A 14656-nucleotide genomic window follows, 5' to 3' on the forward strand; every position below is an offset into this window, starting at 1 on the left:
TCAGGTGGCGAGGTTCTGGAATAGTCCGATTCGTGCTTTTGGGCAAAAACACCCAAGTTGTAATGAGCCTTGTAGGCTATCTTTGCCCCATTGTCCTGTTGAGCCAAGCCGATAACCAAGGCGACTGGTTTGGCTACCAGAGTCATAATTCCCATCTAGTTGCTGGCTGCGTTTCCCCGCTTTGCTATCTAGGGGCAAACTAAAGCCGACCCTTACTCCAAAATCAGGGGTTTGCTGTTGATTAGTTTGAGTATTGGCATATACCGAGGCTTGCAGATAACGATTAATTTGTGCATAGACATTGGCACTTAAATAAGTTGCTTGTTTGCCATCGTGATAATGACGCTGGCTGATATTGACATTAGTATTAATTTTTTCCGTAAAGCTTTTACTTAAACTTAAGCTCGCTTGATAGTGCAAAGCCTGTGTTACAGAGCTACTCGTGCCTAGCCATGCGCTTTCACTCAAGGCTTGATAATGCTGGCTATAGGCTTCTAAAGAAAAATCCCAGTTAATTGGATAGCGTTTGGCAGGGTCTGACGGGTGTGCAGGGCGACCGCTAATTTGTAAACGAGCAGCTTGGCCTGCTTGACCATCAGGGCGACGGGTATGACTCAAGCCTGCATTGATATTACCCAAGGCGGTTGCCCAAATGACATCGGTGCCGATTTGATGATACTTACCATCGGTTTGTGCATCGACACCCGCAGTGAGCTGTTCAGTGATACCTTGTTGATAATAAGCACTGACGATTTTACGTTGAGTATCATAACTGCGCTCTTGACTGCGTTGTGTCGCTGGAAAACCCACACTAATGGCATAGCGGGAAATATCGGGATGCAGTAAACGGCTATCGGTGAAATGACTGAAGGTTTGAATACTAACTTTGCCGAAATCATCAGTGATTTTCAGTTTAACCTGATTACTCCCCAAAGCATCAATAGCTCGCATGTCGTAGTCGCCAGCTTTCAGCTTTAAGGTGCGCTTGAGGTTGCCATCTTGCCAAACTTCCACCTCTGCATCGCTGCTGAGGGTAAAACGATGATTGCCTTGAGGGGTATAAGTCTGTCCATTGGCCCAGATCAAATCGTGCATGATTTGAACCCCGCCGAGTGGCAGTGAGCTTTGAAAATTGCGCCCAGAGCTGCTGATGTCCCCAATTTGATAACGACGCTCAGCTTCTGCGTCATCGATCACCAGTCGGCTCTGTTCACGGCGCAAACCGGTTTCCAACCGGCTGTCATAAGTGAATAAATTTTCAAACACATAGCCTTGAGCATTGAATGCCGTTTCCAGCCGAATTTGTTGGCGTGTTGCTTGGGTCGGCGCATCAAATTCGTGTTGTAACGCGCCATAAAAATTAATATGCCCACTGAGTTTGGCCGGTTCAGCTAAGCGCTCAGGAATCACATTTTGCCGACCTCCCACATTTAATAAGGAGCGCATCCGCCGATTCAGGCTTTTACTATTGATTTTGATGTCAATTTTTAGCTCCATTAAGTTATACCGTGCTTTAACGCCCACGTTTTCTAGGGTGCTCAAGTTAAGCCAAACTTGTCCTTGTGATTGCTGTTCGAGTTGTTGATAGAGAGTTTCTTTTAAGTAGGGTTGTAAGCGCGGCAGGAGCACTTCACGTTGTAAGCGCGTCAGTTGAGTTTGATCCGTCAAGGCACGGATTGACCCGCCACCTTGACCATTCACACTAAATTCGGTCTCTAATTCAGTGGGTAGCTTGGCTGCAGTTTTTCCAAAAACTTGTTGGTAAATAGCCGCCAACTCCTCTTCAGTATTTGCTGCTTGACTGAGGCTACTACTGAGAACTAGAGGGGCTGCTAGCCAAAAAGTTTGCTTAGCCATGCCTGCCATCCTCGGGCTTAAGGTTGACTACTTAAGCGCCCTTGCCAAGTGTTGCTCGCGTCAAAGCCCGATGGGATTGGCAAGATAAAATGGCGAGTTGCCCCACCCAGCAGATTTTGCTGGAGCAAATTACCGAGTTGTTGACCACTAAGTTTGAAGCTTTGCCCGGCTGGATTACTGAGTTGTAAGCTTAATTGGTTCAGAATAATGTGTTCATGTGCGGGATTATGCACCGTCACTGACAGGCGTTTACCTTGAGCGGTATTCACCACTTGAACTTGTTTGACCACTAAAGCTTCTGGCCGAGTGGTGGTTTGATTAGCGGCTTGTTCCACGGCGGCTAGTTCAGCAGTCGATGGTGTGTAATCAGCAGGGCGCGCGCCGGTTGTAGTTAACGCATTTGCCGCATTGGCGGGTTTCACATAGAGTGCACCTTCCATCGTCATCACAATATTCAGGCTAATATCGCCTTTCTGTTCCAATTGAATGGGTAACTGTTTAGCGATGAAACGATAAGCTTGTTCACGATTCACACTACCTCCAACCCACTTTACTTTGACTTTTTGAGTACCACCGCCTGGGATAACGACTTGTGAGGGGTGAACGCTAAAGGAATTCGCTGCCGGATTGCGCTGCTCGCTACCATCGGTATTTTGTTGACGAGTGGTGACACTGAATTGAATAGCAGCAGGCTTGGGGCTGCTATTAGTGAGTAAATAAATTTGCTCAGATTTTATGCCGGTGGCATCTAAAGCAGCAACTGCAGGGCTAAGCTGAAAAGCATAGCTGCAAGTAGTTAATGATAAGTAGCTTAGAAAAATAGATAAAAGGTAGCTTAGTTTATATTTGCTAGTGAAATTTTGAATAGACATGCTTTAAATCTCAATTAGGTGGAGTGGTTGTTTTGAGATTTTAATGCCTGTCAAAATAAAAATAATCACCCAAATGAATACCTCTATTTGAGTGGGTTTATTTTTAGATGTTCACTGTATTTGCTTTAATCGTTAAATATAGTCCGCTTATCTGATATTGTTTTTTATATTAAAATTAAAATAAGGGTTTATAAAGGGATAATAATCTGTGCTATTAATAAGCTAGGTGCGGCAGGTTCAATATAGATTTTCATTTGCCCAGATAAATTTTCGTGGACACGTTTAGTCATGCTTTTTAAACCTGTACCTTCTATCCAGGTCGATGGACAAGAAATATTGCCATTATGCGCAAGATGCAATTCTAAATGAGTTGGACTTCTAGTGATTTTTATACTTAAATCGGAGGGGCTGGCATGCTTTAGGGCATTAGTTACCAGCTCACGGAGGGTTTGGCTCAAATCCAGTAATCGCCGTGCTTGAATTTGTTCAGTGTCTAAATCACTAGCCTGCTGCCAGTGCAAACTAGCACCCGCATGTTCACAACGTTCCGCAATTTCTACACGCCAATCGGCTAAATGCTCATTCAAGCTTAAAGGGTTGCTTTTGACTGAAACTCGCACGGTTTCTCGTAAGGTTTGCATGGCTTGTAGAATTTGTTGTTTATAAGCGGCTTGTGGCGCTTGGTGGGCTAATGATAATAGTCGAGCGCCCATCGTATCATGTAGATCATGCATAATGCGCTGACGCTCTTCTAAAATCACCTGCTTACGATCTTCACTGGCATTGCTCACCATACGTGCAATGGTTAAGAGGGCTTCAACATATTTAACATCTTTTCGATTAAATAAATGAGCAGCGCGTTGTTTACCACTGAGTCGATAATATTGATCTCCCTTAATCGTTGGGATTAGCAAGTGTAAGCCATTATCAGACAGTTCTACTTTAGTGAGTTTTTGTTCTAACCGGCTCAGGTGTAAGGGGTGATAACGCTGTAGGAGTGATGCTTGCCAACCTTGCTCAAACATAGTTGCTGAGGTGGCATTAGCCATGTTAACACTAAAAGCAGGCAGAAAATCTTGTAAGGATTCGCGATCTGAGGGCACTAGTTTGGCTAACAGCCATTGACGCAGCGGGAAATATACAAAGCCTGCAATGATAATGGATAGAGCTAGGGTATAAGTTGCTGAGGCATGTAGAAGAGCGGTTAAGCTTAAATCAATTAAAGCAACTAAGCATCCACCTAATAACCAGATCAATGATTTTAACCACCAAAATTCAATATCAAATAAGCGATAGCGTAAAATACCGATAGCCAGCCCTATAGGTATGGGAATGAATAAAAGTCTTACAATAATCACATCAACGAGTGTTGGTGATCCCATGAGAATTGGGGTTACATAAAGTGCAATAATAAATGTATTTGGCAGCATAAACGCTGTGGCAAGAATATATAAAGCGATACGTTCATTAGGTTGGTGTCGAGTATGATGTCTTTGTATAAGTACAACAATAATTGTGATTGTATAAAGAAAAGGATATTGCATATAAAAAATATGTACAGGTGTTTCAAACCATTGAGCATGATAGTTTAAAGTCGACGCTGCTGTAATTCCCATGATAAGCCAAAATAACCAGTATCCCTGTGTCAATGATTTTGGCAAGCGTGATAGAATGACTAAGATAAGAGCAGCAGCAAAGTTAATGCCGATGACTTGCAGGACTAGGTTTATCTTTAAGGTAGTGGGTTCCATGTAAAATTCTACAGCAGCCACAGCAGCAGAATTCACAGCAAAGACATAATAGAGCAGGCTATGTAATAGCAAATATAAAGAATCTTTCTGATAAGGGCGATACGTCCATACCAACGCCCCAACAATAGGAGCTATAAGGTTAACTAGGCATAGCACCCAAAATAACCAAGGAATCGTGGTAATTGGTGTAGATAGTTTAGGCGCTAGAGTGACAGCTTTACCTGCTGCGGTTACAAAAATAACACCTGCGGGATTGGACAAGGCTTGATGTATAAGGCCTTGCTGTTGATAGTGTATGTTTTGTTCGGAGAAAGATGGGATGGCTAGAGGGTCAAATGCCTGAAGAGCTGGCGTAAGCTTCAATAAACCCTGTTCAGTTTTGATGCCTGCTAAACGATCACCCACTTGAAGCTTACCGAAAGCAGGCGAGTCCTTATCGATAGACTCAATCGTCAGTGTGATATGTGTAGCATCAGTACTGACATTGATGCCTGTCCACACTTGCTGTGTCAATAAATAGACTGAAGCCAGCAGTGTGAGCACAACAAACAATAACACAGCGAGGAGGACAGTAGCTGGCGGAATAGCAGGGAGGGATGCTTTCCAATTCATAAAGAGTGCTGCGTTCGCTGTATTAATAGCATCAATGATTCTCTGTACTGACTAAACCCAGACGACAAGCTGTTACAGCCGCTTCAGCACGGCTAGAAATATTAAGTTTCTGATAAACATCACGCACATAGCGGGCAATAGTATTACTGGATAAATTTAATAGCCCAGCAATTTCTTTACGGCTATAGCCCTTAGCCACTAAGGTTAGGACTTCTTGCTCGCGCACTGTCAACGATTCGGTCGGTGCACACAGCTCCTTGTTGCCTGCACTAGCCGTTTTTACGCCATCAGTTTGAAAGCAATGCAAAATTTTCCGTGCAATACTCGGCGACAAAGGTGGATCACCCATTAAAATACCACGTAATTTTTGCACAAAAATTTGTTCAGGCATGTCTTTCAATAAATAACCTTGCGCTCCAGTTTTTAAAGCTAAGAGTAAATGATCGTCATCATCAAAAATGGTGCTCATGATAATGTAAGCATGGGGTGAGGTCTGTCTAAGCTGGGCGATCAGATCAATACCATTGCCATCGGGTAGACTAATATCCATTAAGGCTAAATTGAATTGCTCTTGATGGATATGTTCTCTAGCAGCTTGGCAAGTAGAGCAGAGCGTAATCGTTATCCCTGGAAAGGCCGTTGCTAAGAGTTGCTGCAACCATTGCCCCGTTTCTGCATGATCTTCAAGAATTAATGCTGTTTGCATAAGCCGCTCCTAATAGCTTAATTTAATCGTTATGAGTGTTGGAATGAGCCTAGCTCTAGTCGTTTTATAGCTTAAAACAAGGGTTTATCGGTTATCATCCGACGAAATTGCACGAGTGCTCACTGATCGGTACTTGATCAGCAGGTGTGAAGGGATAAAGCATTGGGAAAGTGCTAGCAGATTTTCATGAAGAAATTTAAAACCAGACTGTAGGAGAACAACTGGATAGACTAAAAAATCTATCCAGCTTTTAGAGGACTGTAGTGATCGCTAAAATTTCACTCTAAAACCGCTTCACCCATCAAACTCGGATCACGCCAAACCTCTTCAACCCGACTAAACCAGCCTAGTTTGCCATCGCGCATCCCACCGTTATCATCATCGTTGACTTGCAGTTCAAGCCCAATGCGATGGCCGGGGCGCGGGCTAATTTGGATCGAATCCCAATCGACTGCTAAATCTAAAACATAGCGACCATCAATATATTGGCTGCGATAATCGACTTTGGCGCGTGCGGAGTTTTTACCGAAGGTAATTTCCCGATCCCTCCAGCGATAGAAAATATGCAGGTCATCGCGGCCATCATAGTGGCGTAATTGGCTGGCATCACCATCGAGGAATATCTCTAAACTGTCATCATCCCAGACCTGCGGTGAATCCAGTTTCATTTGATCATCGGCGACTGCAATGCGTAAATACAAGCGCTTCGTATCCCAGCTTGCCTGCCAAATGGCGGCTAAATCGCGTGAGTTTTCAACCTGACCGGCAATCACTTTACGTAGTTGATAGGCCGAAGCATTAGCCATAGGCTTGAGTGGGTCACGTGCTTGAGGAATAGCGGCTTTATTGCCAAACACATACTTTTCCTGCGGTGGATTATTCATCGAAACTAAGACCGGTTGTGAGCGCATCGGTGGAATGTTGGGTAACTCTGGTGCTCTGGTAATGGGTGGGTTAGAGATTGGACTAGTGGGTTTGCTTGGCTCACTAACAGGGTCGATTTGCGGAATATTACCAGCAATATCAGTCTCTGCTTTCTCTTCTTGGCTATTGGGTAAAGCGGTAGGCATATCCCCAGTTAAACGTGATAATTCTGCCGTACTCAAAGCGCGTGGTTTTTGTATCCGTGCTACGGTACTGCTTGAGCAGCTCGGCCACCAACAGGGATTCGCACTAATAAACTGAGTTAAGGCTAAATATTTTGGAGCTTCTTTATCCGGTTGGGTAATATATTCTTTGGTACCCTTGCTGCCGAAGCGGTTATAAGTACGCGGTGAGGAGAAATGCACAAATAATTTCCCACCGGCTTGCTTCCAGCCATCTAAGAGTTGCTTATAGATTTTTGCCATTTCGGGGCTACGATTAGCCGCATAAAAGAGCTTATTCGGGTGTTGATCATCACTTTTGGTTTTATCATCAATCAGGTGCTGACCGCCTTCATAAGCAATCAAATCCACCCCAAATTGACGGGTTACATCCGCTTGTTTACGCACCGCTTCCAGTACTTTTGGTAAAGAGTGATTAGCATTTTTATTGGTCATTGCGCGGAAAATATCATTCACGCTAGAAGCACGGCGCAATTCATTAATATCACCAAACACATAAGGGGCGACCGCATAAGCATCGGTTTGTTTATACGCATCCCGAAAGGACAGCATGGTGGCGGTCATGCCCGGATTACCATTAAGTCCTGCCATTAAGCGCACTAAGCGCTGTTTGCCACCAAAGACTTGCTCGAAAATATTGAAGATTTCCACGGAGCGCAGTGAATAAAATTTATAGCCTGCCACATAATCAACCGGATCAAGATTAAGCTGCTTACCGCCTTGTTTCATATAGGCGTGTTGGCTAAAAATTCCATTCCACGTCTCATTGCTATATTCAATATAAATCTTTAAGTCTGGGTCGAGATTAGCGCGTACATACTCTGCGAACCGACGCACAAAGTCATTATCAGCCGCGTGCGGAATCGTAAACCAAGGATCAGCATGGAGGCGATTGGCTAGCTCTACCATCACTTCTAAAGGGGCGCCACGTACCCCTTCAGCACCTCCCCAAGTCGCTTGTTCGACTAAAGAGCGATCAGCCCAACGCTGAATGGGGTTGCGGGTAATTCCGCTCATATTCATAAAACGCACTACTTTGTAGTCTTTCATGAATTTTAAATAATCGGGATTGAAAATAATTTTTTCATGATTGCGCTCGAAATCTAAAAAATCACCACGAGCACATTGAGACGCGCCATTCACGCGCTGAAAAGGGTTGCTCGCACAAATCCCGCCTTGGGGAATCACATGAATATTACGGATGTAGTTGTCGGGATTGGTGGCTTTGATTTCTAATTTGACGCTGTATTCATTATCTTTGCCCGGATCAATCAAGATCACATCCCGCCCCGGTTGTGCTTCTACTAAGCTTGCATCTAAGCCATATTCAATCTTGCCTTGGCCTTCATAAAGCACCGTGTAATAGCCACGGGGAATGGTATTGGCGGGTAATTTATTGATTAAACGCGTACCAGCTTGCGCCCCGGGTGCAATCGAAGTTGGCCAGCCAAAACGATCATATTGAACTGAACCTTTGGTCAGAAAAGGTGCTGCTTCACGGAAGGGTAAGGAGGTTTTAAACAAATCAAGAAAGGGGGCACTAGAGTCATATTCTAATACTTCATTGGTATTCGTACCTAATGGTGAATTAGCGTTGTAATAGGCCTGTACCGCTGAAGTTGGCAACTGCAATAAAATTAGCAATGCCGCTGCAATGAGGCGATTTTCCCTGAAGAATCGCGTTATCATAGTTATTAGCCCCAATATTTTTATTAGTTTTTTTCATCAGCTTGCTTATTTTGACCCCGCAGCAAGCTGATGTGCGTCCATACTATTAGAATTATAAATGCCTAGAGCTTAGCAAGAACTGAAAGCTTGGCTAGTTAAAGTTAGTCATTTAGAGTAATTAGCCTAGCTCAAGTTCAGAGGATAATTAATTTTTTTGATAAGTGGTACTAACGTGGGTAGTTAGGATAGCTTGGATAATGCGGCGTATTTGGATAGTACTCATATTGCATACTTCCGCCTTGTTGCAGCATTTGCTCCAAAATACCACTGGTTTCTAAGTAATAACCTAAGCCAATCATCAAAACCAAGAGAGTAATAATCAAAGAGACTATTTTCACGACGCTATAGGGACGTTCGCCCTGAGTACGCCCGTTGCGGCCATTGATAACAAAGCGATAAATCTTGCCTTGATAACGAAATGCTGCTGACCAAACGGGTAACAAAATATGCTTAAAAGTAGTATCTGAATAACGCGTATCTAAAGCAGTGATCTGTTGCTGATCGCCACCAATATCGCGCCGCACGGCTTGTTGAATCGCTTGCTCCATCAATTCACGGGCTTGATTGAAGCCCTCATCCAAATCAACTTGATAGATTTCGCTTTGGAAGCCGCTGAGATAAGCCTCATTATAATTGACTAATTGGTCTAAATCCCAAGGCTGGATATTATCTAAAATTTTACGGGGTAGAGAACGGGTCGCACCGACTAAAACATCGTCAAAAAATTGGCGGACTTGCCCAGAAACGGGTGTCCAACGAATCTTAGGTACATTGATAACACGCTGTCGAGTTTGCCCATTGACCACCTCTGTGACCACTTCCTGCACGTAATAAATAGTGCCACGCTGCCCCTGATAATAGCTATCGGTATGGCTGTCATAAGTCCAATAAGGGACATAAATGCCTAACAAGCGCTCATCACGGGAAGCTTTATTTTTTAAAGCAGAAGGCGCAAACCAAAGTTGCCCAATCCACTTGTCAAATGAAGCGCGGGCTTGCTGTTCAGTGATATTAAATGGTAGTAGTGATTTCGGTTGAAATAGCCGCGTTTCCCCAGTGCTGGTCACCACTGGAGTCCCACAGAAAGGGCAGTCGCCAGCATGCTGATTCTTCTTAAGCTCGAAACTGGCTGCACAGTTCGGGCATTTAATGATGGGGGTATTATCTAAAGGCCGCTTTTCAGAATGGGCTAAAGCCTCTAAAGCTGAGGAAAAGCTATACTCTTTAATTTTCGCAGGTGCATCGATAATCGCGTTTTCGTGGCCGCAATAATCACAACGCAGGACACGAATGCCCGGTTGATACATTAGATAAGCTCCACATTCTTCACAAGGGAAATGTTGTTGTGGAGTCTGATCTAAAGTGTTTGAAGCGCGTTTTGTCGTTTCTGTCATTCTGGCGCTAGCGTTTGTTTTAAGGAATTGGCGGCAAGGGTGGTGGAGAGGCTGGTATTAAACTACTTAAAGCAGGAACCGTTCCAGCCGTTTGCCATTGCGCCATACCCGCTTGCCACACTAAAGTAGAAGCGTTCAAACTGCCCGCTTTAACCATCGCTTGCAAGTCTGACAAGCTATGTGGGCCACTGCTCTGTTGACCTTGTGCTACATGCCAACTAGCTTGAGGTAAAGGTGGTGGAATAGTGGGTGCTTCACTCGAGCGCATCGCATCCGACAGTTTACCCGCCATGGCTAAGCCCACGCCCATATCCATCACAGCACTGCCATCACTTTTACCCAAGTTTTCAGCCGCTTGATATTGCAGATAGCGGTCTAAATTCCCGATCATGCCCATGCTTGTACGCTTATCTAAAGCCTGCTCAACCTCATCGGGCAGAGAAATATTTTCTACCAAAACTTGAGTGAGGGTTAGACCATAAGCTTTAAATTCAGGGGCAATTTTATTGGTGATGAATTGACTGAACTGCTCAGTATTGGCTGCCATATCCAAAACTGGAATATTGGCTTGCGCGACCACTGTAGAAAAGCGTGTAACAATTAGATTACGCAGTTGATCGCTGATTTCTTCCACCCGAAAATTGCCATCGGTGCCCATAATCTCTTGCATAAAGAGTTTAGGGTCAGTGATGCGCATAGAGTAAGTGCCAAACGCACGTAAGCGTACTGCACCAAACTCACTATCGCGCACCATAATCGGGTTACGCGTCCCCCATTTCAGATTGGTAAATTGGCGGGTGTTGAAGAAATAAACTTCGGCCTTAAACGGGCTACTAAAACCATGATCCCAATGCTGTAAAGTCGAAAGAAGCGGCAAATTACGCGTTTCGAGCACATAAAGACCGGGGCCTAAGATATCAGCGACTTCGCCTTCATTCACAAAAATAGCCACTTGCGATTCACGCACGGTAAGTTTAGCACCGTATTTGATTTCATTTCCTTGCCGTGCAAAGCGATGTACCATGGTATTATTGCTGTCATCAGTCCAGTCGATGACATCAACAAATTCACCCATTAATTTATCCCATAATCCCATCATGAGACTCCTTAGTTAGCGTGGATTGGCAGCAGCAACACGAGATTTGGCAGCGACGAGGGCTTCACGTAATTCGCCTTCCATCACTTGCAATTCTTCCTCAGCACGGGCGCGCATGGCCTTGCCTTCATCGGCAATTCGCAAAGAATCATTGATGGTGTCAATAAGAGTTCGATTCGCTTTCTTCACCGATTCAATATCAAATACACCACGCTCCATTTGCTTACGCGTTTCAGCATTGCCTAAGCGTAAGGTTTCCGCATTCTTTTCCAACAAGTCATTGGTTAAATCGCTAGCCTTTTTCACCACTTCAGCCGCATCACTCATGCGGAAAATGGTCACTGCTTGAGCGAGTTGGTTCTTCCATAAAGGCACGGTATTAATCAAAGTAGAATTGATTTTATTCACTAAGGTTTTGTCGTTCTCTTGTACTAGACGAATACTTGGCAAACTTTGCATAGCGACTTGACGTGTTAAACGTAAATCATGCACACGCCGCTCTAAATCATCGCGTGCACTGCGCAGATCGCGTAGGTTTTGCGCCATGACCATATCGCTTGGATTCGCTGTAGCTTGAGCCACAAAAGCCGGAATATCGTGGCTGTCTAAGCGTTTGAGCTTTTCATCACCCGCAGCAATATAGTTTTCGAGTTTATGGAAGAAGTCGAGGTTAGCTTCGTACAGCTTATCGAGAGTGATAATGTCAGTTAGTAACTGAGTTTTGTGACCTTCCATTTCATCGGTAATGGAGTCGATTTGCTTACGTACTTCTTCATATTGACTTAAAAACTCCACTACCGGTTTAGCCTTTCCTAACAGTTTTTCCCACCAGCTAGGCTCGTCATTCGGATTGAGCGCATCGATATCGAAGCCTTTGATAGCGGTAATCATACTAGTTAAGGATTTACCTGCAGCGCCAATATCCTTATTTTTGACACCTTCCAACATTTTTTCCGAGATGACCGTCATTTGCTCTTGGGTTTTAGTGCCAAAGAACATGATGCTGCTACGATCCTTTAAATCAATTTCACCAATTAGGTTTTCAATTTCTTGCTTAACTGCGGGCGGTGCGGCTGTATAAGGAGTGACTTCAGCTTGAATCGCTGGTACTGGGGCAATTTCAGTGCCGGGAATGATGGCTAAAGCGGTAGTGGCGGTTGTTGTAGTGGTGGTCTGCAGGTCAGTGTTGCTCATTTTTATCTCCTCATTAATTCTTGAAGTTTGCTTGATAGCAGGCAGAAGCTTTAATCGTGTTTAAAATACGCCTTCGCGTTTTAATTGCTGTTCTAGCACGGCAATCTGCACATCTAAATCGAAATTATTATTTTCTAAAAGTTTAGTTTGCTGCTCTTGGAAAGTTTGCTCAATTGAATCTAAAACTCGATTAAAATCAGTATCTAAGGTAGTGGTCATGCCCTCTTTATTATTCTGGCTTTTCGCATAGCCTTGGGCAACTTTTTCTGTACCATCCAAATAGACTTTTAAGAATTTACGTGCCCGCGACAGGCGCGTTGGATCATCTTCAATCGTGGTAAGAATTTCGCGTGCTTTCGAGGTAATCCGATCTAAACGTTGACTATAGTCAGGATTGCGAATCGAGCGCCGCGCATTTTCGATAGATTTGATGCGTATTTCAGCAGCATCTAGGGCATCGATAATCTCATCGGCAGTTACACCTAAGGAAATATTGCCCGCTTTATCACGACGCGGATCAAGTCCATAGGATAAAGCAAAGGCTAAGAAGGTTGCGGCTGCCATCACCAGCGCTTCAATTGGGCCATATTTAGCGCCTAACCAAGCTAGTACACCTGTAGTCACAGATGTAAAAATCGCTGCAACCGTTTTGAACGGAGTTTTAGGGGCACGCGCAATTTTACGGCGTTGGTATTCAGCCTCCAATTTAAAGCCACGTCGGGCAATCGTGGCAGCAAGCATATAGGCTGCAAACGAACCACCTAACAGGAGAGTGCTACCTACATTACCTGCTACTAAAGCTGCAATAGCACCAATTAGCAATGGAAACGGCAAAAAGTACAATAATAGACCTTTAAGGCTGGTGCGTACTTGATGTGCTGCTTCACTCGCTGTAGCGGCAGCAACAGGCGCATAACGTTGGGCTTTAGAGACAGGGTTGGGCATCGCGCTTCTCACACAAATAAATGATATACAGACTGCAAACTAACTAAGCCAATAGTGGCCGTTAGCAATAAAAAGCCCACGGTTTTTTTCACTGCATAAGTCATAGTGGCTACCTTTAGGTTATACCTGTTTAAGCGCTAAATCTGTTATTTGTATCTAGGTATATAATTCTAGGCAATACTAGGTAAAGCTAAAAGAAACTACAAGTAGAACTAAGGTTACCATACCGTTAAGCTTAGGGCTTTACTTGTAACAAGCACATAAAAACGAGGGATTTTTTTATGAACTATAGGGCATACACTCAAGGTTTGGGCGCGCTATTGTTAGTAACACAATTATCCTTAGGTTCTGCAGCTACTCAAGAAGCGCGTTTTCCGTTTCAATTTACTCCAATGGCAGGCCAAAAAGTCACAATTGATCAGCCCGCAGGCTCAGAAGTCATTGCTCATTTGCCGAATGGCAAGCAGCAGTCTTTAGCAGTGGTCGAAACCTATGAAGCGAGTGATGGTATCAAACACATTGCGCTGACCAATGATTTTAATTTTGATGGTGCACAAGATTTAGCACTTTTGGAGAGCAGCGGCTACGGTGGCGTCAATGCTTTTTACCAGTTATTTCTTTGGGATCAATCGGCGCAAGCATTTAAGGCATTTGGTGAGACCGTCAGTAATCCCGAAGTGGATGCCAAACAACAAGTGCTCACAACCTCTACTCGTAGTGGGCCGATTTGGTATACCACTAAATATAAACTAGGGCAGGGCGAGCTTTATCCGGCGGTAGAGTGGGAGCCGATCACTGTCAATGATGGTAATTGGCAACGCTTAACCTTTAAAAACCCACAGGGCAAAGTTATTGGTCACAAAGTTGTAAATAGTCAAGACGAACAAAGTGGGGATGCAGGTGATAATTTACCCTTTGCAGTAGCAACAATTAAAGTGAAAAAAACAGCCCTTTATGATAAGCCGAATGCCATTGCTAAAACCAAGATGTATTTAGTGAAAAAGGATGCAGTGACTTTACTCGATTGGCAAGCGACGGAAGGTGATCCTTATGCTGGGGAGGGTTGGTTTTTAGTTCATTATGAAGGTAAAAAAGTGCTCGAAAGATGGATTGAGGGCAGTGCTTTGGTTAAGCCGTAATAAATTATTAGCCGATTTTAGAAAAAATATTTGTTATAACTTGTGTTTCATCCCACGCAACAAAAAAGAGATTTTATTTAGTTGAATAGAAAAAATTATTACATATATTTTTTTATGTAATATTTTTTAGACATATTTGGACATATTTCATGAGGATTTTGTTCATGCCGTGTTAGCCGATCGTGATCAGGTTCTTAGCTAATCGTCAGTCTGCCTTTTTTGCTAAGCCTTGGCGCGTTCCTGATTCATTTAAACT

At 43.9% G+C, this 14656-nt stretch carries 10 protein-coding genes; 1 reads left to right on the plus strand and 9 read right to left on the minus strand.

Annotation, left to right across the window (positions count from 1 at the left end):
- The 9 genes from Q0307_RS07935 to Q0307_RS07975 all read right to left on the minus strand — a co-directional run bounded on the left by Q0307_RS07935 (window position 1) and on the right by Q0307_RS07975 (window position 13261).
- Window positions 1-1857 carry a fimbria/pilus outer membrane usher protein gene (locus tag Q0307_RS07935; protein WP_298659127.1) on the minus strand — a complete coding sequence of 619 codons (1857 nt, stop codon included), beginning with the start codon at window positions 1855-1857 and terminating at the stop codon, window positions 1-3.
- 17 nt (window positions 1858-1874) lie between these two features.
- On the minus strand, window positions 1875-2729 hold the full coding sequence (locus tag Q0307_RS07940) for a fimbria/pilus periplasmic chaperone (RefSeq protein WP_298659130.1): 855 nt from the start codon (window positions 2727-2729) through the stop codon (window positions 1875-1877).
- A 188-nt stretch (window positions 2730-2917) separates the two neighbouring features.
- Window positions 2918-5092 (minus strand): hypothetical protein, encoded by a 2175-nt coding sequence (locus Q0307_RS07945; RefSeq protein WP_298659133.1) that lies wholly within the window; start codon window positions 5090-5092, stop codon window positions 2918-2920.
- 31 nt (window positions 5093-5123) lie between these two features.
- Window positions 5124-5798, minus strand: a complete 675-nt coding sequence (locus tag Q0307_RS07950) for a response regulator transcription factor (RefSeq protein WP_298659136.1) — start codon at window positions 5796-5798, stop codon at window positions 5124-5126.
- A 278-nt stretch (window positions 5799-6076) separates the two neighbouring features.
- Window positions 6077-8593 (minus strand): sugar-binding protein, encoded by a 2517-nt coding sequence (locus Q0307_RS07955; protein WP_298659141.1) that lies wholly within the window; start codon window positions 8591-8593, stop codon window positions 6077-6079.
- Window positions 8594-8799: 206 nt separating this feature from the next.
- A complete protein-coding gene (locus Q0307_RS07960; RefSeq protein WP_298659144.1) occupies window positions 8800-10026 on the minus strand; it encodes a primosomal protein N' (replication factor Y) - superfamily II helicase in 1227 nt (408 codons plus the stop codon).
- Between the two features lie 19 nt (window positions 10027-10045).
- The gene (locus tag Q0307_RS07965; protein WP_298659147.1) at window positions 10046-11125 is read right to left on the minus strand and encodes an SPFH domain-containing protein; all 1080 of its coding nucleotides are present in this window, start codon (window positions 11123-11125) and stop codon (window positions 10046-10048) included.
- A 12-nt stretch (window positions 11126-11137) separates the two neighbouring features.
- On the minus strand, window positions 11138-12316 hold the full coding sequence (locus tag Q0307_RS07970) for a toxic anion resistance protein (protein ID WP_298659149.1): 1179 nt from the start codon (window positions 12314-12316) through the stop codon (window positions 11138-11140).
- Window positions 12317-12376: 60 nt separating this feature from the next.
- Window positions 12377-13261 carry a 5-bromo-4-chloroindolyl phosphate hydrolysis family protein gene (locus Q0307_RS07975; RefSeq protein WP_298659152.1) on the minus strand — a complete coding sequence of 295 codons (885 nt, stop codon included), beginning with the start codon at window positions 13259-13261 and terminating at the stop codon, window positions 12377-12379.
- Between the two features lie 281 nt (window positions 13262-13542).
- Here Q0307_RS07975 and Q0307_RS07980 point away from each other — a divergent pair, with 281 nt between their 5' ends.
- Window positions 13543-14400, plus strand: coding sequence for a hypothetical protein (locus Q0307_RS07980; protein ID WP_298659154.1), 858 nt, complete (start codon window positions 13543-13545; stop codon window positions 14398-14400).
- The last annotated feature ends 256 nt before the right edge of the window (window positions 14401-14656 follow it).

It is taken from the genome of uncultured Thiothrix sp. (assembly GCF_937873765.1).
In the GTDB taxonomy this organism is placed as follows: domain Bacteria; phylum Pseudomonadota; class Gammaproteobacteria; order Thiotrichales; family Thiotrichaceae; genus Thiolinea.